The organism is Planomonospora sp. ID91781 (genome assembly GCF_015711595.1).
Taxonomy (GTDB): domain Bacteria; phylum Actinomycetota; class Actinomycetes; order Streptosporangiales; family Streptosporangiaceae; genus Planomonospora; species Planomonospora parontospora.
The window spans coordinates 3943057-3965358 of the sequence record NZ_JABTEY010000001.1 but is presented as its reverse complement, the minus strand read 5'-3'; the positions used below and the strand labels follow the sequence as shown (position 1 = coordinate 3965358).

Sequence of the window (22302 nt, the reverse complement as noted above, 5' to 3'; positions counted from 1 at the left end):
GAATGAGAGGGTACCCCCGATGACCGTGGTCCGCTACGAGCGGCGCGGACCCGTGGCGGTGGTCACCATGAACCGCCCGGAGTACCGCAACGCGCAGAACTCCGCGATGACCTACGCCCTCGACGAGGCCTTCTACCGGGCCGCCGCCGACGACGAGGTCAGGGTGGTCGTGCTGGCCGGGGAGGGCCCCCACTTCTCCGCCGGGCACGACATCGGCAGCCCCGGCCGCGACGCGCACGTCTCCTTCGGGCGCAGGGCCGGCCTGTGGTGGGACCACGTCGGCAAGGAGGGCGCCGAGAGCCGCTTCGCCCGCGAGTCCGAGGTCTACCTCGGCATGTGCCGCCGCTGGCGGGAGCTCCCCAAGCCGATGATCGCGATGGTGCAGGGCGCGTGCGTCGCGGGCGGGCTCATGCTCGCCTGGGTCTGCGATCTGATCGTCGCCTCCGACGACGCGTTCTTCGCCGATCCGGTGGTGCGCATGGGCATCCCCGGCGTGGAGTACTTCGCCCATCCCTGGGCGATGCCGCCGCGCGTCGCCAGGGAGCTCCTCTACACCGGCGACCGCATGACGGCCGGACGGGCCTACGAGGTGGGCATGGTCAACCGGGTCGTGCCCCGCGAGCGGCTGGCGCAGGAGGTCTTCGCGCTGGCCGGGCGGATCGCGGCCATGCCCCGCCTGGGCCTGGCGCTGGCCAAGAAGGCCGTCAACCAGGCCGAGGACCTGCAGGGCATGCACGCCGGGATGGACTCGGTCTTCGGCCTGCACCACCTCGCCCACGCGCACAACGCCGAGACCGCGGCCGACGCCCTGGCCGGCATGGATCCCCGGAGCATGAAGGCCGCCGCCGCCGGGTCCGCGTCCGCTCCCGACGGGCCGGAGGCGGCCGTCGATGGACCTTGACCTGTCGTCCGCCGAGCCGTTCCGCGCCGAGGTGCGCGACTGGCTCCGCGCCCACGTGCCCGCCGTACCCCTGCCCTCGCTGGAGACCGCGGAGGGCTTCGCCGCGCACCGCGCCTGGGAGCGCGAGCTGTACGACGCGCGCCTGTCGGTCGTCTCCTGGCCCGCCCGGTACGGCGGGCGGGACGCGAGCCCGCTGGAGTGGCTGGTCTTCGAGGAGGAGTACCACGCCGCCGGGGCGCCCGGCCGGGTCGGCCAGAACGGCGTCAGCCTGCTCGCCCCGACGCTCTTCGCGCACGGCACCCCCGAGCAGCTGGAGCGGATCCTGCCGCCGATGGCCTCCGGCGAGGTCGTCTGGGCCCAGGCCTGGTCCGAGCCGGAGGCGGGCAGCGACCTGGCCTCGTTGCGCGCCACCGCGACCCGGGTGGACGGCGGCTGGCGGCTGAACGGCCAGAAGACGTGGAGCTCGCGCGCGGCCTTCGCCGACCGGGGCTTCGGCCCGTTCCGCTCCGATCCGCGGGCCGAGCGGCACCGGGGCCTGACCTACCTGATGTTCTCCCTGGACGCCGAGGGCCTAACCCGCCGCCCGATCGGCCGCCTGGACGGCAGGCCCGCCTTCGCCGAGCTCTTCTTCGACGACGTGTTCGTGCCGGACGCCGACGTGGTCGGCGCACCGGGCGACGGCTGGCGGGTGGCGATGTCCACCACCGGCGACGAGCGCGGGCTCACCCTGCGCAGTCCCGGCCGGTTCACGGCCGCCGCCGACCGGCTGGTCGCGCTCTGGCGCGAGCGCGCCGACCCCGCCGACGGCGCGCTGCGCGACCGGGTGGCCGACGCCTGGATCCGGGCCCGCGCCTACCGGTTGAAGGGTTTCGAGACCGTCTCCCGCACCGACGGCGCCGGGGCCGGGGCCGAGTCGAGCGTCAACAAGGTCTTCTGGTCGGAGCTGGACCTGGCGCTGCACGAGACCGCGCTCGACCTGCTGGGCCCCGACGGCGAGCTGGAGGGCGAGTGGCTGGAGGGCTACGTCTTCTCCCTGGCCGGTCCGATCTACGCCGGGACCAACGAGATCCAGCGCAACGTCATCGCCGAGCGTGTGCTCGGCCTGCCCAGGGGGCCGCGGTGAAGTTCGTCCTCGACGCCGGACAGCGGTTGTTCGGCGAGACCCTGCACAAACTGCTGGCCGGGGCGGACACCCCGGCCGTGATCCGCGCCCGCGCCTGCGGGGACCCGGAACCCTGCCGGGCCCTGTGGCGCTCGCTCGCCGGGGCCGGGGTCCTGGCACCGGCGGTGCCCGAGGCGGCGGGCGGGGCGGGGCCGCTCCCGGTGGAACTGGTGACCGCCTTCCACGAGCTGGGGCGGCACGCCGCACCCGGGCCGCTGGCCGAGACCGCCGCCGCCGCCGAACTCCTGGCACGGCTCGGCCGCTCCCCCGGCGACGGACCCGGTGGAGGGCCTCCCGCCGGTCGCTCCCCCGGCGACGGACCCCCGACCGGCGGGCCCGGTGACGAGCTCGGTGGCGGGCCCGGTGGTGACGGGCTCGCGGCGGAGTGGCTGCCGCGCATCGCGGAGGGCGCGGCCGCCGTCTCGCTCGTCCTGCCGCCGGCCGTGCCGTACGCGCTGGACGCCGACCTCGCCGACGCGGTCTGGGTGGTGGACGGCGACCGGCTCTGCGAGGCCGTCCCGGGGGCGGCGCGGTCCTCACTGGACCCCGCCCGGAGGCTCTCCCCGGTCGCGGCGGGCACCGTGCTGGCCTCCGGTCCGGCGGTGCGCGCGGCGGCGGAGGCCGCCTGCGACCTGGGCACGCTGGCCTGCTCCGCCCAGCTGGTCGGGCTGGGCCGCCGCCTGCTGGAGGCCACCGTGGAGTACGCCGTGGCCCGGCACCAGTTCGGGCAGCCGATCGGCGCCTTCCAGGCGGTCAAGCACCGCCTGGCCGACACCCTGGTGGGTCTGGAGTACGCCCGCCCGCTGGTGTACGGCGCGGCGCTGGCCTACGGCTCGCCGGACTTCCCGCGCGACGTGTCGGCCGCGAAGGCGGCGGCCTCGGAGGCCGCCTACGCGGCGGCCCGGACCGCCCTGCAGGTGCACGGCGCGATCGGCTACACCGACGAGTACGACCTCGGTCTCTGGATCCGCCGGGCCCGCGCCCTGCACACCGCCTGGGGCTCCCCCGCCCTCCACCGCGCCCGTGTCGTCGCCGCGCTGACGCGCGGCTGATCCCCTTCCACCGTGCCCGTGTCGCCACCGCACTGACGGGCTCTCGGTCCCCGGTGCCGCCCATGCCGTCACCGCGCTGACGGAATGTGACCCATATCACTTTCGCGGAAAAACGCGCCAAAGAAAGTCCACCGCGAAAATCGGTCACTTCGGATTACCACATTCACATGGAAGCGCGACCTGGGCCGCGGCACCGTGGACGGGTATGGCCGCGCGCGACCGCCGCGCCCGGCGACCGGTCACGCCGACCGCCGAGGAAGCGCTTTCTGATTGAAATATCAATCAGCTGCCCGGATGAGGACACGAGCCGGTTTGCCCCGTAGATATTCCCGTCCTAACATCTCATCGCGAAAGGATCCCCTGCCTACCGGCGGCGGATTTCCAATCCTTCCCTCCGAAGGATGGGCGGCGATTAACCCCTTCGCCGCCCGCCGTACCGGAAACCGCAACCGCGGTACAAACAGATGGAGGCATCGATGAGCATCAGCCGGTTCACCGGCGGTCGTGCGGCGCGGCTCGCGCTGGTCGCCGCCGCGGCCCTGACGCCGCTGCTGTGGGCCCCGCCCGCCGGCGCCGTCCCCGCCGAGCCGAGCGCTCCGGGCGGGTCGTACATCCTGACCGTGCAGCCCGAGCTCGGATCATCCCCGGTCAGAGCGGTGACGCTGACCTGCGGCCCCGACGGCGGCACGCACGCCTACGCCGCGACGGCCTGCGACCAGCTCCGCCGCGCCGCCGGCCGGGTGGAGCGCATCCCCGAGGACCCCGGCATGTGCACGCGGGAGCACGCCCCCGTCCGCGTCACCGCCACCGGCACCTGGAACGGCCGGCACCGGCACTTCGCGCAGACCTATTCGAACCACTGCACGGCAGTGCGCGCCACCGGCGGATCCCTCTTCGCCTTCTGAGCCGCGGTAATCCGCCTTCCGGCCACCGCCGCCCGAGGAGAACGGCGGCGCCCGCCGGAGTTCACGACGTCCGCGCGCGGGCTCATGCCCGCGCGCGGACGGCGCACGCCTTCCGCTGCCATTCTCGACATAGATCGATAAATGTCGGCGGTAAAATAGACGCGATATTCGGAAGGAAGCCTTCATCATGAGGAAAATGCTCTTCGCGGCGGTGCTGGCAATGGCGACGGCCGGTTCCACGACGGCCTGGGCCGAGGCCCCGGCGCCGTCCGCGACCGGCTCCGCGCGGATCGCCTTCCAGAAGTCGGGCGGGTTCGCCGGGATCGACCAGACGATCACGATCACCCGGGACGGTGCGGCCCGGGTCCGCGGCGCCGCGAGGATCGCGGAGTTCCGGTTGACCGACGGTGAGTTCCGCTCCCTGCGCCGCGAGCTCGACGCGGTCTCGACGTGGCGCTCCTCCCCGGCGGGCTGCGACATCGCCGACCACTTCACCTACACGCTGAGCCACCGCGGTCGGCAGGCCACCCGCTGCCATGAGGTGCCCGCCGACTGGCGGCCCGCGGTCGTCCGTCTGGAGGGCCTGATCGACCGCGCCCTCGCGGACCGGGCGGTGGTGCCGCGCGGCTGAGGCGGCCGCGAAGCGCGCGGCCGGACCCGTCCGGGGCTCACCGGCCGCGCGGCCGGACCGTCACGACGCCGGACCGGTCACGGACTCGGGAACGGACCGGTCACGGACTCGGGAACGGACCGGTCACGGACTCGGGAACGGTGGGCGCAGTCCCGGCGGGTCCCGCAGGACGCCGGCGGCCCGGGTGACGACGGCGTCGATCAGCTCCTCGCAGGAGGGCAGGTCGTCGAGGAGGGCCACCACCTGGCCGGAGGCCATCACCCCGAGGTCGGGGCGGCCGTCGACCATGGCCGCCCTGAGCAGCATGGGCGTGTTGGCCGCCATCAGCACCTGGGACCAGGTCAGATCTCTGCCGTGCTTCATGGCCAGGCCGTCGCGGACCATCTCCGGCCAGGACATGCCGGAGAGCTTCCGGAAGCGGGCGGCGTTGCGCACCGCGCGGGCCAGGCCGGTCAGCCGGCCCGCGCCCTCCAGCCCGTCCACCAGCGGCGTGCGCAGCACCCGGTGCGGCACCCCGTCCACCTGGCGGGTGACCACGGTCTCCGACGCGGCCAGGTAGAGCCGTTTGACCGCGTCCGGGACCGGACTGTCGGAGGTGAGCAGGAACCGGGTGCCCATGGCCACGCCCGCCGCGCCGTACGCCAGGGCGGCGGCCAGGCCCCGGCCGTCGAAGAAGCCCCCGGCGGCGATCACCGGGATGCCGACGGCGTCGACGATCTGGGGCAGCAGCAGCGTGGTGGCGACCGGACCGGTGTGGCCGCCGCCCTCGCCGCCCTGGACGAGCACCGCGTCGGCGCCCCACGCGGCGACCTTCTCCGCGTGGCGGCGCGCCCCGATGGACGGGATCACCACGACGCCCGCGTCCTTCAGCCTGGCGATCAACTCCGGGCGGGGTGCCAGCGCGAAGGAGGCGACCCTCACCCCGTGCCTGATCAGCAGATCGACGCGGTCGCCCGCGTCGGAGGCGTCGGCGCGCAGGTTCACCCCGAAGGGCGCGTCGGTGCGCGAGCGGACCTCCTCGACGGCGGCGGCGAGCCGGTCGAGCGTCATGGTGGCCGAGGCTAGGATGCCGAGCCCGCCGGCGTTCGCCGTCGCCGAGACCAGCCTCGGTCCCGCCACCCAGCCCATGCCGGTCTGAACGACCGGGTGGCGGACGCCGGTCAGGCGGGTGAGCGGCGTGTCCAGCACCTGGTCGATCACGCCCGGACCTCCCGGTCCCGCAGTCCCCGGGGGTCGAGCACCTCGCGGATCAGCCGGAGCTCCTCTTCCACCGGCCACCGGGTCTGCGGCACCTCGCCGTCGATCACCAGGTCGAAGCCGGTGGCCGCGACGACCTGCCCGACCTCCACCCCGGGGTGGACCGAGACCAGCCGCATCGACCCGTCCGGCGTGCCGAAGTCGAACACGCCCAGGTCGGTCACGACCCGGCGCAGGTCGTGGAAGCGGGAGGCGCGCGCGCCCAGCTCCGCCGCGCGGTCGGAGCCGACCCCGCTGACCACGTCCGCCTTCGGCACGAACACCCGGGTGGAGTGGCGGGGGATCCAGTAACTGACCGGGTTGCAGAGCGTGTTGCCGGGGGCGCCGCGCACGCCGAGCAGCTGCGAGACCGGCCGGGTCCAGTCGCCGATCGCCGAGATGTTGGTGTTGCCGTACCGGTCGATCTGGGAGGCGCCCATCATCACGTGCCGCCGTCCGTTCTGCACCAGCCACAGGTGGTCGCGGAACGGCAGCCAGCCCTCCGCAGGACCCGCGGGCGCGCCGACCGGCACCGGCTCGGCGGTGAGCAGCGCGCCGCCGTCGGTGGTCAGCAGACCGGGTTCGAAGGTGAGCCGGGCCAGCCGGGCCCCCAGGACCGAGCAGGTGCCCATCGCCGCCGCCAGGATCTCGCCGTCGCCGCGCCAGGCCTCGGCGCAGGCCGTCACGCAGACCTCCGCGCGGCTCGCGCTCATCCGGCCCGCTCCTCGTGCCAGCGCCGCACCGCGTCGCGGTAGGCGGTCTCGTCCCCGGACAGGAACCGGCCGGCGAAGGCCGCCCACGCCTCCGGGTCCGCGGCCGAGGCCGCGTAGTGCCGCTGGAAGGCCTCGTCGCGGCCGTGGTCCCCGCACTCGGTGAAGTGGGCGCCGGCCGGGGCCTCGACCACGCCGGCCACGTGCATCCGGCTGACCAGCAGTGTCTGCGGCGGGCCGGCCAGCCCACCCGGGTCCACCAGCCGCTCGCAGCTCAGATAGGTGCGGGCGGCGGCCTTGGCGAACAGGTCGTCCAGGTACGGGTCGGGGCCGAGGTACCGGCCGTTGCCGCGGGTGTCGGCCCGCTCGAGGTGGATCAGCGCCGCGTCCAGCGTCAGCGCCGGCACCGCGACCAGTTCCTCTCCCTCCTCCTCCGCGCTCTCCTCTGTGCTCTCCCCCGCACCCCGTCCGGCGCCGCCGTACGGCCTCCCCGCGGCGTCGTACGGCGAGCGGACCGTGCGCAGCCCCGGGTTGACCCGCATGACGTCCGAGCCGAGCCCGGCGCGGATCGGCAGGAACGGCAGCCGGTGCGCCGCGGCGAGCAGGCCGAACATGAACATGCCCTCGTCGTACTCGGTGAGCCCGACCGCCCCGCTCTGCCGGGCGGCCCGGAAGTGCGGTTCCAGGGGGATCGAGTCGAGCGTCACGAAGGGGGCGACCACCCGGCGGACCTTGCCCGCCGCGCACAGCAGGCCCACGTCTGGCCCGCCGCACGACACGATCGTCAGATCCTTCAGGGCGGACCCGCAGACCGCGCGGACCAGGGCCATCGGCTTGCGCCGCGAGCCCCAGCCGCCGATGCCGACCGTCATGCCGCTCTCCAGCGAGGCGACGACCTCCTCGGCCGTCATCACCTTGCTCACCGGCCCGCTCACCGCGCCTCCCCCGCTGCGCGGACGGCCCCCGTCCCCCCGCCCGCCGCGCCGGACCCGCTCCCGGCGGCCCGTCATCCCCGCGCCCTCTCGGCGACGAAGGCGTCGCGGTGCCGGTCGCCGGCGCCCATCAGGTTGAGCTCGAAGGTGAAGCCCTGCTCGAAGCGGTAGCTGCGGTTGACGTCGACCGGGTCGATGCCGTTCAGCGACTCCTTGGCCCGGCGGATCACGTAGGGGTCCTTGGCGGCGATCTGCTCGGCGACCTCGAAGGCGGTCTCGCGGAGCCGGTCGGCGGGCGCGACCGCCAGCACCGAGCCGAACGCGTGCAGCTCGGCCGCCGTGACGTTCCGGCAGGTGTAGACCATCGCGCGCATCAGGTGCTGGGGGACGAGGCGGGCCAGGTGGGTGGCGGCTCCGAGCGCGCCCCGCTCCACCTCGGGCAGGCCGAAGTAGGCGTCCTCGGCGGCGACCACGATGTCGGCGTTGCCCGCCAGGCCGACGCCTCCGCCCAGGCAGAACCCGTGCACGGCCGCGACGACCGGCACCTCGCACCCGTAGACGGCCGCGAACGCCGCGTGGCAGCCGCGGTTGGCGCCCACCAGCGCCTCGAACCCGGAGGCGGCCTGCATCTCCTTGATGTCCACCCCGGCGTTGAACCCCCGGCCCTCCGCGCGGAGCACCACGACACGGCTCCCGGCGTCGCCCCCGGCCTCCCGCACGGCCTCCGCCAGCTCGAACCAGGCCTGCACCGGCAGGGCGTTGACCGGGGGGACGTCCACGACGATCTCGCGGACGCCGTCGCCGTGCTTCCTGGTGGAGATTCCCATAGGCTGCCTTTCCACCAAACATTTGTTAGAAATTAAGGTAGCAAAGGAACGGCGCGACCGCCTCCCCCGAGCGAGCGGGGGGCGGGCCGGCCCTTCCGCACCGCCGTCACCGCCGTCACCGCCGTCACCGCCGTCACCGCCGAGGAGAGCCGACGATGATCTGCAAGGACCGCGTCGCCGTCGTCACCGGGGCCGGGCGCGGTCTCGGCCGCGCGCACGCCCTGGAGCTCGCCCGGCAGGGCGCCAAGGTCGTGGTCAACGACCTCGGCGTGAGCGCCGCCGGGGAGGGCGGGTCGGAGAGCCCCGCCCGGCGGGTGGCCGAGGAGATCCGCTCGCTGGGCGGCGAGGCGGTGGCCGACTGCTCCGACGTCGCCGACGGCGGCGGGGCCCGGCGCCTGGTGGAGACCGCCCTGGAGGCGTACGGCCGGCTGGACGTGCTGGTCAACAACGCGGGCTTCCTCCGCGACCGCATGCTGGTGAACCTGTCGGAGGACGAGTGGGACGCGGTGGTGCGCGTCCACCTCAAGGGCCACTTCCTGCCGCTCAAGCACGCCGGGTTGCACTGGCGGGCCGAGTCCAAGGCGGGCCGGCCGGTGGACGCCAGGGTGGTCAACACCTCGTCCGGGGCGGGCCTGCTCGGCAGCGTGGGGCAGGGCAACTACGCCGCGGCCAAGGCGGGCATCGCGGCGCTCACCCTGGTGGCCGCCGCCGAGCTGGCCCGGTACGGCGTGACCGTCAACGCGATCGCCCCGGCCGCCCGGACCCGGATGACCGAGCGGGTCTTCGCCGCGACGATGGCGGCCCCGCGGGACGGCTCCTTCGACACGATGGCCCCGGAGAACGTCTCCCCCCTGGTGGCCTGGCTCGCCTCGGCCGGGTCGCGGGGGGTGACGGGGCGCGTCTTCGAGGTCGAGGGCGGCCGGATCTGCGTGATGGAGGGCTTCCGGCACGGCCCGGCCTCCGACAACGGCGCCCGCTGGGAGGCCGCCGGCCTCGGCCCGGTGATCACCGGCCTGCTGGCCGACGCCGCCGCCCCCGAACCCGTCTACGGGGCCTGAGCCGGGGCGCCGCCTGAGCCGAGGGCGCTATCCGCGGAGCCGCTGGTAGCCGGGGTGGACACCCGGCTGCAGTCCCTGGTCGGCGGCGATGCGCCCGAGCAGGTCGGCGAGGTGGCCCCGCTGCTCCGGATCGAGGGCGCGGGTGAGCTCGGCGCCGTGGGTCTCGGCCGCGCTCCGCACCCTGCGCAGCATCTCCTCCCCCTCGTCGGTGAGGTGCAGGGCGTGCAGCCGGCGGTCGGCCGGGTTGCGCCGGCGCTCGACCAGTCCCCGCCGCTGGAGCTCGTCGACGAGGGCGACCACCTTGCTGGGCAGGGCGCCGAGCGCCCCGGCGAGGACCTGCTGACTGCACCCGGGCCGAACGGACACCAGGCGCAGCACCCCGGCGTGCGCGGGGGTCAGCTCCAGGGATTCGATGCGCTCGGCGAACTTCGCCGCGGCGTGCTCGCCCAGCTGCGCCAGGAGGAACGCCACCGCGGCCGCGGTCTGCCCGTCGGTGCTGTCTGCCACGAGTCCTACTATACACAACACGAATCATTCGTGGTATGAATCGTTCGACAAATGAATTAATGACTGATCCGGAGGATCTCCATGACGACGGCACCGTCGCGCCGCGGCCAGGGCGGCCCGCCCCTGACACTTCTCGCGGCCCTGTCCACGGCGTTGTTCCTCGCGAGCCTCGTCGCCGGCGCACTGGTATCCGGCCGGGGCCATCCCTCGGTCTACGCCGAGGCCGCCGACCGGCTGGGATACCTCACCACGCAGCCGCAGGCGCTGCGGCTGGCGGGGCTGCTGCAGTTCTCCTCGGCGGTGCCGCTGGCGATCCTGGCCGCGTCCGTGCACGCGAGACTGCACCGGCTCGGAGTGCGGGCACCGGGCGCCGGCATCGCCCTGGCGGGCGGGATCATCTCCGCCGCCGCCCTGATGCTGTCGGCGCTGCTGCAGTGGACGATGTCACGCCACGGCGAGGCCGACGCGATCCTGCTGGTCCTGCACGACCTGACCTTCCTCACCGGCGGCCCGGGTCACGTCGTCCCGCTGGGGCTGCTGGTCGCCGGGGTGGCCGTGCCCGGACTGCTGCTGAAGCTGCTGCCCCGCCCGGTGGCCGCAGCCGGCTTGGTGATCGCGGTGGTCGCCGAGCTCACCACGCTGACCCTCCTCGTCCCCGAGGCGGCGTACCTGCTGCCGGTGCGCTTCGCCGCCCTGGCCTGGCTGGTCGTGGCCGCGGTCCGGCTGCCGGCCGACCGGCGCCGGATCTCGTCCGGTCCGGCCGCGGCTCCCGCGCCCGACACCGCTTCCGCCTCCGGGGAGAGCCGGTGACCACGACGCTCGAACGTCCCCGGGGCCGACGTGTGCTGTTCGCCGTCGTCCTCACCGCGTCGTCCGCGGTGGCCGCCGGCGTGCTCACCGCGTCCACCGCACGCACCCTCGCCCCGCACTGGTCCGCCGACCTCGACCGCCTGGCCCCGGTGGTGGTCGCCGCCGTCTACGCGGCGATCGCCGCGGCGCTGCTCGTCACGGTGGGACGCGACCGCCGCGCCCGCGGCCTCTATCTCGGCCTGGCCCCCGTACGGCCGTCCGGGTACGCCCTCGGAGCCGCGGTATGGGCGGCGGCGTACCTCGCCGGCGCGGTCGGATATCTCATCGCCGGGTGGTTCGGCGTCCCCGCCGGGCAGGTGTGGCAGGTGCTGTGGGCGATCGGAGCCGACGACGGCCGGCTCGCCGACGCCTCACCGGCCCTGGCCGCCGTCATCCTCGTCCGCGCGTGCCTCCTGGCTCCCGTCGCGGAGGAGCTGCTGTTCCGCGGAGTGCTGTACGGCTGGCTCCGCGCCCGCCTCCCGGCCTCCTGGACGATCACCGTCACCGCCCTCGGATTCGGGCTCATCCACCAGGTCCCCCTCTTCATCCCCCTGGCCGTCGCGGTGGGCCTGGCCGCCGGCTGGATCCGTGAACGCACCGGATCGACCTGGGTGCCCATCGCGGTCCACGTCCTGCAGAACGTCCTCGTCGTCCTGCTGTCGCTGGCACTGACCGGCTGGCACCCCGCCGTCTCCCTCGCCGCTCAGGGACCATGAGAACCCGGCCGGCACCGGCGGCCGGGCGGGGGACCTCGACCGGGCGTCCGCACCGCCCGGGAAGAACGGCGCCGCAGCACCGGCCCGCGTTCCGGGCGGCCACCCCCGTAGGGCCGCCCGCTTCACCACCGGGTCGTCCTGGCCAGCCGGTGTGTCTGCGACTTCCGTGGTAGCCGTGTACCGCGGAAGTCGCAGGCCGGCTTTCAATCCAGCGCCGGACGCGCCCCTCCGGTCCGACCCGGCACAATCGTCCGGCGGCGCCGATCACGAACGCCAGCACCGTTTCCTCCTGCGGTTCAGCTGCTCCGCAGGCCGCGCCTCCTGCGCCCGGGCCCTGGGGAGAGGCACCCGGGCGCAGGAAGCGCCCAGGGGCGGACGCCGGGTGCGAGACGCCCTCCGGGTCGGCGTCCGGCCGCCCTCGCGTCGTCGGCCGTCAGCGCAGGAACGCCAGAACCCGCTCTGCCACGACCGATGCGTTCTTCCCTTCCGGCCCGAAATGGTCGAGGCCGCCCAACGTCTCGAGGACGGCATCGGGAAGGGTGTCGCGCAGAGCGTCGAACTCCGCCCTGCTCGCGCGCGCGGTACGGCCTCCGCAGAGGAGCAGCACCGGAGCGGTGACGGCGGCGAATTCGGCGAGGCGACCGTACTGTGCCGCCAACTGCCCGTGTTCGGCCAGATTGGCATCGAGCAGGGGGAGCATCCGCTGCCAGCTCGGCCCCCGGAACGCGACACGCAGGGCCAGGCGCAGATACCAGTACGGCATCCTGCTCACGAAGGCCGGTGCGCCGCCCGAGCCCCGGATGAAGTGAACGAACGCGCCGTGCGGATCGCCCGCGGCCAGCCGTTCCCGGTAAGGGTCCATCCAGGCGGTGGGGACGGGGAGGCAGGGCACTCCGGGCTCATAGACCGCGATGCGGTCGAGCACCCGGGACGAGCGCGCGGTCTCGAGGACGACGAGTCCGCCGTAGCTGTGCCCGAACGCCGAGCGCGCTCCGGTCTCCGCCTGGACGGCGAGGAGATCGTCCACCTCCTTTCCCAGGGTGTACCGGGGACCCAGCGGGCCGCTGGCGCCCCGCCCGCGCCGCTCGACGAGGTGCACCGTGAAGGAGCGGGCCAGCGCGGAGGCCAGCGGCAGGTAGTCCTCCGCCGTCCGCAGGGCGCCGCCGACCACGATGAGGCCCGGGCCGTCGCCCATCGTCCGGTAGCCGATCGGCGTGCCGTCGGCCGACAGGACCGTGTACCGGCGTGCCGGCGGGGTCCGGGTGCTCCGGTTCACTTGGCCGCCTCCTTCTCCCACTGGGTGAACGTCTCCAGCAGTCGCGCGGTGTGACCTGCGTACTCGTCGTACGGCACGCCGCTGTGTTCGACGAGCAGGGCCAGCCGCTCTTCGAATCCCTGCCGGGCCGAGGCCACCAGCCGCTCTCCCTTGTCCGTGAGGCTCAGCCTCCGGCGACGGCCTCCGGCGGGGTCGGGCCGCACGTCGAGGAATCCGTCGGCGGCGAGGACGGCGGTCATGCGGCTCACCGACGGCTCGGTCACCCCCAGATAGTCCGCAAGCACCCGTTGCGTCGAGGCACCCAGCTCCCCCACCAGGGTCAGCGCCAGGAAGCGGCTGTAGGACACGCCGTACTCGGCGCGCAGGATCCGGTCGGCCGCCCGGTCCAGGCGGGCGGTGAGCACATGCAGGTCGAGGCTTAGATTGCGTTCCACATCACTAACTTAGCATTGCAAGTTAGCATTGCAAGTCGCGATTCCGGCCGGTTCACCCGAGAGGGGCAGTCCGCCCGCCGAGCACCGGCGGAGAGTCCGTTCCGGGTGGGATCCGGCGGTCGCCTCGCACGGGCGGCTCACCGGGCCGCCCGTCGTTCGTCCGGGTCGGCGGCCCGCGGCCCCGCCGCCGGACCGCCGAGGAGCGCGGCCTTGTGCACCTTCCCCGCCGCGTTGCGCGGCAGGCCGTCGACGACGAGCACCTCCCGGGGCACCTTGAAGTTCGCCAGCACCGCCCGGCAGTGCGCGACGAGCGCCTCGGGGGTGGCGGCGGCGCCGGGCCGGAGCACGACGTAGGCGCGGCCGACCTCGCCCAGCCGCGCGTCGGGGACGCCGACCACGGCGGCCTCGGAGACCGCCGCGTGGCGGGCGAGGACCTGCTCGACCTCGGCCGGGTAGACGTTGAACCCGCCGACCGTGAGCATGTCCTTCGACCGGCCGGTGATCGTCAGGTTGCCGCGCCCGTCGAGGCGGCCCCGGTCTCCGGTCACCAGCCAGCCGTCCCGGACCGCCTCCGCGGTCGCCTCGGGATCGTCGAGGTAGCCGAGCATCACGTTGTGCCCGCGGACGAGGATCTCGCCGTCCTCTCCCGCGGGGACCGGCCGGCCCGCACCGTCGGCCACCGCGACCTGCACTCCCTCGATGGGGCGGCCGGAGGTGCCGGCCACGGTCGCGTCGTCGTCGTCGAGCGAGCAGGAGGTCACCGTGCCGCACGACTCGGTGAGCCCGTACGCCGTGACGACCTGCGGGAAGAGCTCGGCCCGGAGGCGTGCGACCAGCGCGACCGGGACCGTGGCGGCGCCGGTCACGGCGAGCCGGAGCGACGACAGGTCGTACCGGGGGCGTTCCGGCGCGTCCAGCATCGTCGTGTAGATCGTCGGCGGACCGGGCAGGACGGTGATCCGCTCGGCCTCGATCAACCGCATCGTCTCGCCGGGCTCGAACACCGGCTGGAGCACCATCGTGGCTCCGCGCAGCAGGCAGGCGAGCACGCCCGCCTTGTAGCCGAAGCAGTGGAAGAACGGGTTGACGATGAGATAGCGGTCCCCCGGCGACAGGCCGGTCCGGCCGCACCAGGCCTCATAGGTCCGGACGTTCTGGCCGTGGGTGCACATGACCCCCTTGGGCCTGCCCGTCGTGCCGGAGGTGAAGAGCACGTCCGCGACGTCCCCGGCGGTCACCGACGCCGACCGGGCCCTCGCCGTCTCCTCGGGAACGGATGCGCCCCCGGCGAGGAACTCCTCCCAGCTCGTCGTCCCGGGTCGCGCCTCGCGGTCGAACGCGACCACGGCGGCGAGATCCGGCAGCCCCGGGACCGGCGGTCCGTCCCCGGTTCCGTTCCCGTCCCTGCTCCCGCCCGCACCCGTGCTTGTGTCCGCACCCGCACCCGCACCCGCACCCGCACCCGCACCGAGCATGGCCAGGTAGTCGTTGCCGAGGAAGCCGTCCTCGACGAAGAGCGTCCGCGCCCGGCTCCTCGCCAGCACCCACCGCGCCTCCTCGCCCTTGTAGCGGGTGTTGACCGGGACCAGCACCGCCCCGGCGCTCACCGCGCCCAGCGCGGCCACGATCCACTCCAGGCCGTTCGGCGCCCAGACGGCGATCCGGTCCCCCCGCCCGGCGCCGGACGCGGCGAAGGCCCGGACCGCTCCGCGGACCCTGTCCCGCAACTCCCGGTACGTCACCCGGACCGGACCGTCCACCACGGCCTCGGTCTCCGGGTGGTCGCGCGCGGCGCGGTCCAGGACGCCCGGGATCGTCAGTGCGTCGTTCTCGCTCATGAGCCTCCCCTGTTCCGTCTGAATCCGCCGGAGTCCGCCCGAGCCCGCCGAAGACCGCCGAAGTCCGCCCGAGTCCCCGGAGGCCGTTCACCGGGGTGTCCATGGTGCCGCCCGGCATCCGGCCGCACGGGCGGCCGTCCCGGTGACCGGTACACGCACCCGCTCCCCGATGCGGCGTCCCGGTGACCGGTACGCAGCGCCCGGCCCCCGCCGCGCCGCCGTACCCTCCCCGGGACCGAAGGGCCGCTCTAGGGAGGGACGCGACGGCATGGGGACGGACACCGCGACGGGCACGGCGACGGGCACGGCGATGGACTTCACCGGCCGGGCGGTGCTGGTCACCGGCGGGACCAGGGGCATCGGGTTCGCGATCGCGGAGGCGTTCCTCGCGGCCGGGGCCGAGGTGGTCGTCTGCGGGCGCACCGAACCGGCGGCCCTGCCCGGCGCGGGCGGGCGGACCGCCCGTTTCGTCGCCGCGGACGTCCGGGACGCCGCGGCGGCCGCGGAACTGGTGGAGCGTACGGCGGGCCTCCTGGGCCGGCTCGACGTCCTCGTCAACAACGCCGGGGGCTCACCGTCGGCGGACGCGGCGACGGTCTCGCCGCGCTTCGTCGCCAGGGTCGTGGACCTGAACCTGCTGGCGCCGTTCCACGTGGCGCAGCCGGCCAACCGGGTGATGCAGGGCCAGGAGGGCGGCGGCTCGATCGTCAACATCGGCAGCGTCGCCGCCCACGACCCGCAGCCGGGCATCGCCGCCTACTCCGCCGCCAAGGCGGGACTGCTGGCGCTCACCCGGGCGCTGGCCCTCGAGTGGTCGCCGAAGGTCCGGGTCAACCACATCACCACCGGTCTCGTCCGGACCGAGGCCGCGGCGCAGGTGTACGGCGAGGACGGCGGCGCGGCCATCGCGGGGGTGATCCCGATGGGGCGGATGGCGGCGCCCGCCGACGTCGCGGGCGCCTGCCTCTACCTGGCGAGCGCCCTGTCCTCCTACGTCACCGGTGCGGACATCGCGGTGCACGGCGGCGGCGAGGTCCCCGCCCGATACGTCGTGACCCGCGCCCGGACGACCTGAACGGCCTGAACGGCCTTCCGGGCGAATCTCAGGCGCGGCGCGCGAGGGTGACGATCTCGCGGCTGTCCCCGGTGACGGGACCGCGCCGCCAGTCGCCGTACTGCGCCTCGACCGCGAGACCGGCCTCGGTCAGGAGCCTCCCCAGCGCCGGCACGTCCAGGAAGCGCAGGGTCGAGCGGTCGACCCGCAGGACGGCGCCGTCCGGGCCGCTGGTCGTCATGGTGAACGTCACGACGTCGCCGCGGACCGACTCGACCCGGTGCGCTATCCGGAGCGTGCGGCCGGACGCGTCCACGACCTCGGAGGCGTTCGCCGGATTCCAGTCCTCCCACGCTCGTGCCCGAGGGTGACGCGTCTCGAAGGCGAACAGCCCTCCGTCTCGGAGCGCCGCCCGGATGGCGGTGAGGGAGGCGCGCAGCTCGTCGTCGCCCACGAGGCACTGGAACGCGTGGCTGACCATCGTCACCAGGTCGAACTCCCGGTCCCAGGCCGCTTCGGCGGCGACGCCCTCGACCCACTCGATGTCGGTGCGCCGCCGGGCCCGTGCGAGCGCCGCCCGGTCGGGGTCCATCCCGACGAGCCGTCCGGGATGACCGCGTTCACGCGCGTGGTGCAGCATGCCGCCCGTCCCGCACCCCACGTCCAGCACGGCGCCCGCGGTCATCACCAGGCCGTCGTAGAACGCGTCGGCGGGATACAGCCCGGCGTCCCACGGGTTCAGCAGGTCGTAGAGTTCGGCGGCGCCGGCGTCGGAGAGCACCGCAGCAGTCTCCGCGTACGGCGGGCGACCGGCAACCGGATTTCCGCCCGCCCGCCGCACCGTCGCCCGCGGCTTCGGCCGCTCCCGGCGGGTGGAGACGGTCTCCTCGACGACCCCGCGGCAGTGCGTCGCAAGCGTGCCCGGCGCGTTGCAGCCTGCCCTCGTGCGGGGCGTCCCGTCGTCCAGCGTGCTCGGCGGGCGCAGCCCGCCCCATATTGGCTTGACAGCATGTCCGGCCAACCTTCATGCTCAATTCAACCGTACACAGTGTCCTACGAAAGAGTTGCCCGACATGACTCACCGCACCACCCGATCGCACGACCACAACCTCGCGGGGCCCAGAACACAGACAAGGAGCATGATGAGAAACGCACTACGCACCCTCGCCCTCGGAGCACTCGTGGCGGCGCCGCTGCTGGCCATGTCGGCGCCGGCGCACGCCCTCACCAACGTGACGTCGAGCGGCGGCCAGCTCTCCGTCAACTCGGCGAATGTCAGCGACGACATCTCCATCAGCGTCGAGAGCGGCTTCCTCGTGGTGAGGAACAACAGAGACACGCTGATCACCGCGGGCGTCTGCCAGCAGGTCGGCACCAACACGGTGCGGTGCCCCAGCGGGGGTGTCACCAACATCGTCGCCAACCTGCAGGGCGGCAACGACATCCTGAGCAACAACACCGCCCTGCCCTCGAGGGTCTTCATGGGGCCCGGAGTGGACACCTTCTTCGGCGGCCCGGGCAAGGACTTCGTTTCAGGCAACGACAACGACGACGTACTGCACGGCAGGGGCGGCAACGACATCCTGGTCGGCAACGCCGGGTTCGACCAGGGCTTCGGCGGCGCGGACAACGACTTCTGCGACACCGAGACGCTGAACTCCTGCGAGGACTCCTGACCGGAAGGGCCACTCCGATGATCAGGGTGACCCTTCTTCTTCGGATCAGGTCATCCTCGTGGTGGTCCGCCGGCCCCGGTCCGACTCGGCGTCAGGCGCCCCGGCTGCTTGCAGCCGGGGCGCCCGGCGTCCGGCACACGGCTCGCTCGGCCATGTCCACCAGGATGTCGGCCGCCTCGTCGACCGTGTGGCTGCGACCGGTCACCAGCAGGTCGAGGCTCTCGAAGCTCGTCAGCACCCACAGCGCGTCGACCGCCTCGTCGACGGTGAGCCCCTCGCGCAGCTCGCCCTCCCGCTCGAGGTGCTCGGCCAGGCTTTGCACGCCGGCCCGCCGGTCGGTCTCCATGTGACGTACGGCGCCGCCGGCGGACTCGGGGTCCAGCCGGTCCATGGCATGGAGCACGCGGTAGACCGCCAGCTCGCCGCCCTTCATCCGGCTGGCCGCCCGGATGCCCTCGCGCAGGTGTTCGCGCGCGTCGGTGGCGCCCACCGCCCTGCCGAGCTCGCCCAGACCGGTGCGCTCCCAGAGATCGACCACGAACGCGTCGAACAGGCCCGACCGCGAGCCGAAGTCGGCGTAGATCGTCGACCTCGACACCTTGGCCAGCTCAGCCACCCGCCCCAGGCTGGGCTGCTCGGTCGGCGCCTCGCGCAGGCACTGACCGACCGCGTCCAGGATCCGACGCCTCGTCTCCTCCGCGGCCTCAGCGCGGAGCACCTGCTGATACTTCCGGGATGCCATGCGCCCATCATGGCATGTTCATCCGACAAACAGTCTGCTCAATGACTGCTACCGCGTGCACATCCACGACGGCCGGGCCGGGCGGCACGACGGCCGGGGCCGGCGTCCATCCGGTCGGCATGCCGTCCGGCCGGGCCGCGCCCGCGCGGCACGCAAAAAAGAAGGGGCGCCCACCGTGCGGTGGGCGCCCCTCCTGTCGAGGACGCGTCTACGGCCTACCTGTAGGTGACGTCGCTCTTGGTGACCTTGCAGTTGGCGTCGTTCCAGCCCTCACCGATGTAGCTGGGCTCGCTGCCCTTGCTGACGCCCTTGTACTTGCCGCAGACGGTGGCGCTGCCGTCGACGACGAGGCGGGTGATGGTGGCGGTGTCGCCCCAGTTGCTGTTGATGCCGGCGACCATGTCGACGTCGGAGACCAGCACGTTGTCGATCCTCACGTGCCGCTGGTGCGAGCTGGAGCAGTTGCCGCACGCCCGGTACAGCTTGCCCGAGCCCTTGAGGTAGAACCCGGAGATGCTGACCGTGCCGTTGCCGTTGTGCTGGAACGTCTTGTCGGAGCCGGACCTGGCGCCGCCGCCGATGACGTAGGAGGTGCCGCCGCCGGTGCCCTTGAAGGTGGCCGCGTCCTCACCGATGTCGTTCCACCACACGTTCCTCAGCGTGCAGGTGCCCTCGCAGTGGACGCCGTCACCGGCGGGGGAGCCGATGATGACGTTCTGCAGGGTGCCACCGTTGGCGATCTTGAACATCGGGTCCTGCGACTCGCTCTGGCCGCCGTCACCGATGCAGCAGTAGGTCTTCATCCCACCGTCGAAGGTGCCGGACACCGACACGGTGCCGGAGATCTTCACCGAACCCGCCGAGGACGGCCACTGGCCGGTCGGCGTGCCGGTACCGGGGTTGCCCGTGGGGGTGACGGTCGGAGTGACGGTCGGGGTCGCGGTGGGGGTCGGGTTCGAGCCGCTGCCGGCGTAGGTCTCGAACTCGGCGATCCGCGGTGCGCCGGATGCGCTGGTGATGTCGAGGGTGAGCTTCTTCAGCGAGGTCGAGGCGAAGGAGACGGTGCCCGGGTTGCCGCTGCCGCTGGCCAGGACGGAGCCCTTGTCGGCGTTGAGCAGGCGCCATGAGCCGATGGAGCCGCCGCCGGAGGCCTGCTTGATGACGGCACTGCTCACCGTCGTGGCGCTGCCCCACTTGACCGAGACGTAGCCGGTCGAGCCGCTGGGCGACCAGTAGGTGCTCGTGTTGCCGTCCTTGACGTTGCCGTAGCTGGTGCCGTCGGCCTTGCTGGAGCCGTCGGCGCCGCCGCTCAGGCTCAGGTTGGTGTCGACTGCGGCAGCCGACGCGGGGAGCGTCGTGGTGGCCACGAGACCGCCGACCATGGTCGCGGCTGCCGCGATGGCAACGGTCAGGCGGGTCCGGTGCCGACGCCGTTTCATGTTGGTCATGGATGTTTCCACTGTTCCTCCATGCTGCCGCCAGGCATGTCGGCGGCGGGGGGTTGATGTGGGGGTGCGCTCTCCTGGGGAGGGGCTCGGAACACGCTTTTCCTCGAGGAGGAGCTTGGAAAACGCTTTCCTGGCGGGAACTTATTACCCTCTGACCGCTCGAGTCAATAGGGCGAAGCAACCAAGAAAGATCATTCAGGTATGCCGCCCAAAGCCCCCAAAGCCTGTCCCGTGAATCTCCTTCTCAGGAGTCCGGCCTGGTCACCGAGGTGGCAGGCATGGCACACCGGGGAGAAGCGGCAGGCAGACACACCCACCGGATCCTCGGCGCCCTCCTGTTCGTTCAGAGGTACGGATCAGCCGTCACCGAGGCCCCGGACGGCACCGGCTGCGGTGACCGGCCGGCCACCACCGAGATCGGGTCCCGCAGACGGTCTGCCGACCATGAGACGGCGCGTCGATCACCCGGCCGAGGTTGCGAGCCGGACCACTACTCGTACTCGATGTGGTTCAGAAAGAAGTCCCGGACGTCCTCGGCGAGCAGTTCCGGCACCTCCATCGCGGCGAAGTGGCCGCCGCAGTCGAACTCCGACCAGTGCCTGATGTCGTACAGCCGCTCGGCCAGCGGCCGCACCGACTGCGTGATGTCGTGCGCGAACACCGCCACGCCGACCGGCACCGGGCACGGCGCCGTCCCCCGCGGGGTCTCGCGGGACAGCCGCGCAGAGGAGGCCGCGGTGGCGGTCAGCCAGTACAGCGAGATGCCGGTGAGCATCCGCTCGTCGCTGATCGGCGAACGCGGGTCCGTCCACTGCGCGAAGCGCTCGGCGATCCAGGCCAGCTGGCCGACCGGAGAATCGGTCAGCGCGTAGCCGATGGTCTGCGGGGTGGTGGCCTGCAGGGCCTGGTACGGCGGGCGGTTCGCCATCAGCTGCCGGATCTTGTCCAGCCGGGCCTGGTCCGTTTCGGACAGTTCGATGCCGGCGTCCGGGACCGGCCGGGTCGGCAGGTAGTTGACGTGCACCCCGACGACCCGCTCGGGCGCCGCCGCGCCGAGCGCCATCGAGATGCCCGAGCCGAAATCACCGCCCTGCGCGCCGTAGCGCTCGTACCCGAGACGGCGCATCAGCTCGGCCCAGGCCCGCGCGACCCGGACGATGTCCCAGCCGCGCTCGCGGGTCGGCCCGGAGAAGCCGAAGCCCGGGATGGACGGGATCACCAGGTGGAAGTCGCGTGACAGCGGCTCGATCACGTCGAGGAACTCCAGGAACGAGCCGGGCCAGCCGTGGGTGAGGATCAGCGCGAGCGCGTCCGTTTTCGCGGACCGGACGTGGACGAAGTGGATGTTCTGGCCGTCGATCTCGGTGGTGAAGTGCGGAAGCCGGTTGAGTTCGGCCTCGTGCGCACGCCAGTCGTAGCCGGTGCGCCAGTGTTCGGCGAGTTCCTTGAGCCGTGCCAGCGGGAAGCCGTAGTCCCACCCGGCGTCGGCGACCTCGTCGGGCCAGCGGGTGCGGGAGAGCCGGTCGGCCAGGTCGTCGAGGTCGGCCTGGGGGACGTCGATGCGGAAGGGCTCGATCATGGTTTTGACTCCGGGGGATTCGTTCGGCGCCCGCATGTCCGGGCGCGTCGGCGTCGAGGTCAGGGTCGGCGTCGAGGGCGACGTCGGGGGCGACGAGGTCGGTGGCGGCGTCGCCCTACCGCTCCTCGCCGCACAGGCACGCGAAGGGGGCGGACGGGCCGGTGATCCCGACGCGGTCGGTGATCAGTGCGTGCGTGGACATGACCCTCCCTTTCCGTTGGCGCGTCCAACGTTGGCGGCACCAACTGTACATGCATTCGTTGGCTTGGCCAACGATGTAGGGTGGCTGTCGTGGAGGAGACACCCGCACGCCTGGCCGGCAGACCGAGCTGGCTGCTCACCCAGCTCGCGGTGCACGCCCACCGGCTGGCTTCGGACGGCTTCGGCGAGGTGGGCGCGCGCGGATACCACTACCGGATCCTGGCCGCGCTGGAGGAGTTCGGGGTGGCGAGTCAGGCCGAGCTCGGCCGCCGGTGCAACATGGACCGCAGCGACGTGGTGGCGGCGGTCAACGAACTGGCCGGGCGGGGTTTCGTCGAGCGGACGCCGGACCCGGACGACCGGAGACGCAACCTGGTGACCCTCACCCCGGCGGGCGAGGGTCAGCTGCGGCGCATGGACCGGGCGCTCGACAGGGCGCAGGAGGAGCTGCTCGAGCCGCTCCCGGCCGAGGAGAGGCGGACCTTGGCCGACCTGCTCACCCGGCTGCTCGCGCACCACCGGCGGGGGTGAGCACCGGCCGCCGGCGGCGCGCGGGCGGCCGCCCGGC

The 22302-nt window shown here is 73.4% G+C and carries 23 protein-coding genes; 11 read left to right on the top strand and 12 right to left on the bottom strand.

Translation table 11 applies throughout. The features are described 5' to 3' along the window. Window positions 1-19 precede the first annotated feature (19 nt). From HS048_RS17960 to HS048_RS17940, 5 genes are all read left to right on the top strand, one after another. Window positions 20-901, top strand: coding sequence for an enoyl-CoA hydratase (locus HS048_RS17960; RefSeq protein ID WP_196467564.1), 882 nt, complete (start codon window positions 20-22; stop codon window positions 899-901). Further along, window positions 891-2024, top strand: a complete 1134-nt coding sequence (locus HS048_RS17955) for an acyl-CoA dehydrogenase family protein (RefSeq protein WP_068901695.1) — start codon at window positions 891-893, stop codon at window positions 2022-2024. Before HS048_RS17960 ends, HS048_RS17955 begins: the two co-directional genes overlap by 11 nt. Further along, complete coding sequence (locus HS048_RS17950) at window positions 2021-3115, top strand: acyl-CoA dehydrogenase (RefSeq protein WP_196467563.1); 1095 nt, start codon at window positions 2021-2023, stop codon at window positions 3113-3115. Before HS048_RS17955 ends, HS048_RS17950 begins: the two co-directional genes overlap by 4 nt. A gap of 476 nt (window positions 3116-3591) precedes the next feature. After that, on the top strand, window positions 3592-4020 hold the full coding sequence (locus HS048_RS17945) for an SSI family serine proteinase inhibitor (protein WP_196467562.1): 429 nt from the start codon (window positions 3592-3594) through the stop codon (window positions 4018-4020). A 187-nt stretch (window positions 4021-4207) separates the two neighbouring features. Further along, complete coding sequence (locus tag HS048_RS17940; protein ID WP_196467561.1) at window positions 4208-4651, top strand: hypothetical protein; 444 nt, start codon at window positions 4208-4210, stop codon at window positions 4649-4651. A 123-nt stretch (window positions 4652-4774) separates the two neighbouring features. On the opposite strand, the gene HS048_RS17935 is transcribed toward HS048_RS17940, so the two are convergent. The 4 genes from HS048_RS17935 to HS048_RS17920 all read right to left on the bottom strand — a co-directional run bounded on the left by HS048_RS17935 (window position 4775) and on the right by HS048_RS17920 (window position 8356). After that, window positions 4775-5848 carry a nitronate monooxygenase gene (locus tag HS048_RS17935; protein WP_307832554.1) on the bottom strand — a complete coding sequence of 358 codons (1074 nt, stop codon included), beginning with the start codon at window positions 5846-5848 and terminating at the stop codon, window positions 4775-4777. Further along, window positions 5848-6600, bottom strand: a complete 753-nt coding sequence (locus HS048_RS17930) for a CoA-transferase subunit beta (protein WP_068901700.1) — start codon at window positions 6598-6600, stop codon at window positions 5848-5850. The genes HS048_RS17935 and HS048_RS17930 overlap by 1 nt, the downstream gene beginning before the upstream one ends. Next, a complete protein-coding gene (locus tag HS048_RS17925) occupies window positions 6597-7508 on the bottom strand; it encodes a CoA transferase subunit A (protein WP_196468012.1) in 912 nt (303 codons plus the stop codon). Before HS048_RS17925 ends, HS048_RS17930 begins: the two co-directional genes overlap by 4 nt. 95 nt (window positions 7509-7603) lie before the next feature. Continuing rightward, the gene (locus HS048_RS17920) at window positions 7604-8356 is read right to left on the bottom strand and encodes an enoyl-CoA hydratase family protein (RefSeq protein WP_196467560.1); all 753 of its coding nucleotides are present in this window, start codon (window positions 8354-8356) and stop codon (window positions 7604-7606) included. 155 nt (window positions 8357-8511) lie between these two features. On the opposite strand from HS048_RS17920, the gene HS048_RS17915 reads away from it, so the two are divergent. After that, a complete protein-coding gene (locus tag HS048_RS17915) occupies window positions 8512-9414 on the top strand; it encodes an SDR family oxidoreductase (RefSeq protein ID WP_196467559.1) in 903 nt (300 codons plus the stop codon). Between the two features lie 27 nt (window positions 9415-9441). Here HS048_RS17915 and HS048_RS17910 read toward each other — a convergent pair whose 3' ends face one another. Next, on the bottom strand, window positions 9442-9921 hold the full coding sequence (locus HS048_RS17910) for a MarR family winged helix-turn-helix transcriptional regulator (RefSeq protein ID WP_196467558.1): 480 nt from the start codon (window positions 9919-9921) through the stop codon (window positions 9442-9444). Between the two features lie 81 nt (window positions 9922-10002). Between HS048_RS17910 and HS048_RS17905 the strand changes: the two genes are divergently transcribed. Together HS048_RS17905 and HS048_RS17900 are read left to right on the top strand one after the other, a co-directional pair. Next, the gene (locus HS048_RS17905) at window positions 10003-10731 is read left to right on the top strand and encodes a hypothetical protein (protein WP_196467557.1); all 729 of its coding nucleotides are present in this window, start codon (window positions 10003-10005) and stop codon (window positions 10729-10731) included. After that, window positions 10728-11486 carry a CPBP family intramembrane glutamic endopeptidase gene (locus tag HS048_RS17900; protein ID WP_196467556.1) on the top strand — a complete coding sequence of 253 codons (759 nt, stop codon included), beginning with the start codon at window positions 10728-10730 and terminating at the stop codon, window positions 11484-11486. Before HS048_RS17905 ends, HS048_RS17900 begins: the two co-directional genes overlap by 4 nt. 433 nt (window positions 11487-11919) lie before the next feature. Here the strand turns inward: HS048_RS17900 and HS048_RS17895 are convergent, their stop codons facing one another. The 3 genes from HS048_RS17895 to HS048_RS17885 all read right to left on the bottom strand — a co-directional run bounded on the left by HS048_RS17895 (window position 11920) and on the right by HS048_RS17885 (window position 15034). Continuing rightward, window positions 11920-12762, bottom strand: coding sequence for an alpha/beta fold hydrolase (locus tag HS048_RS17895; RefSeq protein WP_196467555.1), 843 nt, complete (start codon window positions 12760-12762; stop codon window positions 11920-11922). Continuing rightward, window positions 12759-13196, bottom strand: a complete 438-nt coding sequence (locus HS048_RS17890; protein WP_196467554.1) for a MarR family winged helix-turn-helix transcriptional regulator — start codon at window positions 13194-13196, stop codon at window positions 12759-12761. Before HS048_RS17890 ends, HS048_RS17895 begins: the two co-directional genes overlap by 4 nt. A 137-nt stretch (window positions 13197-13333) precedes the next feature. After that, window positions 13334-15034, bottom strand: coding sequence for an AMP-binding protein (locus tag HS048_RS17885; protein WP_196467553.1), 1701 nt, complete (start codon window positions 15032-15034; stop codon window positions 13334-13336). Between the two features lie 268 nt (window positions 15035-15302). Between HS048_RS17885 and HS048_RS17880 the strand changes: the two genes are divergently transcribed. Continuing rightward, complete coding sequence (locus tag HS048_RS17880) at window positions 15303-16109, top strand: SDR family oxidoreductase (protein WP_196467552.1); 807 nt, start codon at window positions 15303-15305, stop codon at window positions 16107-16109. Window positions 16110-16137: 28 nt separating this feature from the next. Here the strand turns inward: HS048_RS17880 and HS048_RS17875 are convergent, their stop codons facing one another. Further along, entirely contained in the window at window positions 16138-16869 is a 732-nt protein-coding gene (locus tag HS048_RS17875) for a class I SAM-dependent methyltransferase (protein WP_307832527.1), read from the bottom strand. A gap of 361 nt (window positions 16870-17230) precedes the next feature. Here HS048_RS17875 and HS048_RS17870 point away from each other — a divergent pair, with 361 nt between their 5' ends. Beyond that, a complete protein-coding gene (locus tag HS048_RS17870) occupies window positions 17231-17764 on the top strand; it encodes a calcium-binding protein (RefSeq protein WP_196467551.1) in 534 nt (177 codons plus the stop codon). Between the two features lie 91 nt (window positions 17765-17855). On the opposite strand, the gene HS048_RS17865 is transcribed toward HS048_RS17870, so the two are convergent. The 3 genes from HS048_RS17865 to HS048_RS17855 all read right to left on the bottom strand — a co-directional run bounded on the left by HS048_RS17865 (window position 17856) and on the right by HS048_RS17855 (window position 21533). After that, entirely contained in the window at window positions 17856-18506 is a 651-nt protein-coding gene (locus HS048_RS17865) for a TetR/AcrR family transcriptional regulator (RefSeq protein WP_196467550.1), read from the bottom strand. Window positions 18507-18721: 215 nt separating this feature from the next. Further along, window positions 18722-19954, bottom strand: coding sequence for a pectate lyase (locus HS048_RS38895; RefSeq protein WP_196467549.1), 1233 nt, complete (start codon window positions 19952-19954; stop codon window positions 18722-18724). Window positions 19955-20444: 490 nt separating this feature from the next. After that, complete coding sequence (locus HS048_RS17855; RefSeq protein ID WP_196467548.1) at window positions 20445-21533, bottom strand: epoxide hydrolase family protein; 1089 nt, start codon at window positions 21531-21533, stop codon at window positions 20445-20447. Between the two features lie 291 nt (window positions 21534-21824). Here HS048_RS17855 and HS048_RS17850 point away from each other — a divergent pair, with 291 nt between their 5' ends. Continuing rightward, window positions 21825-22265, top strand: coding sequence for a MarR family winged helix-turn-helix transcriptional regulator (locus HS048_RS17850; protein WP_068901728.1), 441 nt, complete (start codon window positions 21825-21827; stop codon window positions 22263-22265). Window positions 22266-22302: the final 37 nt, after the last annotated feature.

Excerpts from the sequence above, each read along its gene's own strand:
- HS048_RS17960 (WP_196467564.1), top strand. The coding sequence starts at position 20 with ATGACCGTGGTCCGCTACGAGCGGCGCGGACCCGTGGCGGTGGTCACC.
- HS048_RS17955 (WP_068901695.1), top strand. The coding sequence starts at position 891 with ATGGACCTTGACCTGTCGTCCGCCGAGCCGTTCCGCGCCGAGGTGCGC.
- HS048_RS17945 (WP_196467562.1), top strand. The coding sequence starts at position 3,592 with ATGAGCATCAGCCGGTTCACCGGCGGTCGTGCGGCGCGGCTCGCGCTG.
- HS048_RS17940 (WP_196467561.1), top strand. The coding sequence starts at position 4,208 with ATGAGGAAAATGCTCTTCGCGGCGGTGCTGGCAATGGCGACGGCCGGT.
- HS048_RS17930 (WP_068901700.1), bottom strand. The coding sequence starts at position 6,600 with ATGAGCGCGAGCCGCGCGGAGGTCTGCGTGACGGCCTGCGCCGAGGCC.
- HS048_RS17925 (WP_196468012.1), bottom strand. The coding sequence starts at position 7,508 with ATGACGGCCGAGGAGGTCGTCGCCTCGCTGGAGAGCGGCATGACGGTC.
- HS048_RS17920 (WP_196467560.1), bottom strand. The coding sequence starts at position 8,356 with ATGGGAATCTCCACCAGGAAGCACGGCGACGGCGTCCGCGAGATCGTC.
- HS048_RS17915 (WP_196467559.1), top strand. The coding sequence starts at position 8,512 with ATGATCTGCAAGGACCGCGTCGCCGTCGTCACCGGGGCCGGGCGCGGT.
- HS048_RS17905 (WP_196467557.1), top strand. The coding sequence starts at position 10,003 with ATGACGACGGCACCGTCGCGCCGCGGCCAGGGCGGCCCGCCCCTGACA.
- HS048_RS17885 (WP_196467553.1), bottom strand. The coding sequence starts at position 15,034 with ATGAGCGAGAACGACGCACTGACGATCCCGGGCGTCCTGGACCGCGCC.
- HS048_RS17880 (WP_196467552.1), top strand. The coding sequence starts at position 15,303 with ATGGGGACGGACACCGCGACGGGCACGGCGACGGGCACGGCGATGGAC.
- HS048_RS17870 (WP_196467551.1), top strand. The coding sequence starts at position 17,231 with ATGAGAAACGCACTACGCACCCTCGCCCTCGGAGCACTCGTGGCGGCG.
- HS048_RS17865 (WP_196467550.1), bottom strand. The coding sequence starts at position 18,506 with ATGGCATCCCGGAAGTATCAGCAGGTGCTCCGCGCTGAGGCCGCGGAG.
- HS048_RS38895 (WP_196467549.1), bottom strand. The coding sequence starts at position 19,954 with ATGACCAACATGAAACGGCGTCGGCACCGGACCCGCCTGACCGTTGCC.
- HS048_RS17855 (WP_196467548.1), bottom strand. The coding sequence starts at position 21,533 with ATGATCGAGCCCTTCCGCATCGACGTCCCCCAGGCCGACCTCGACGAC.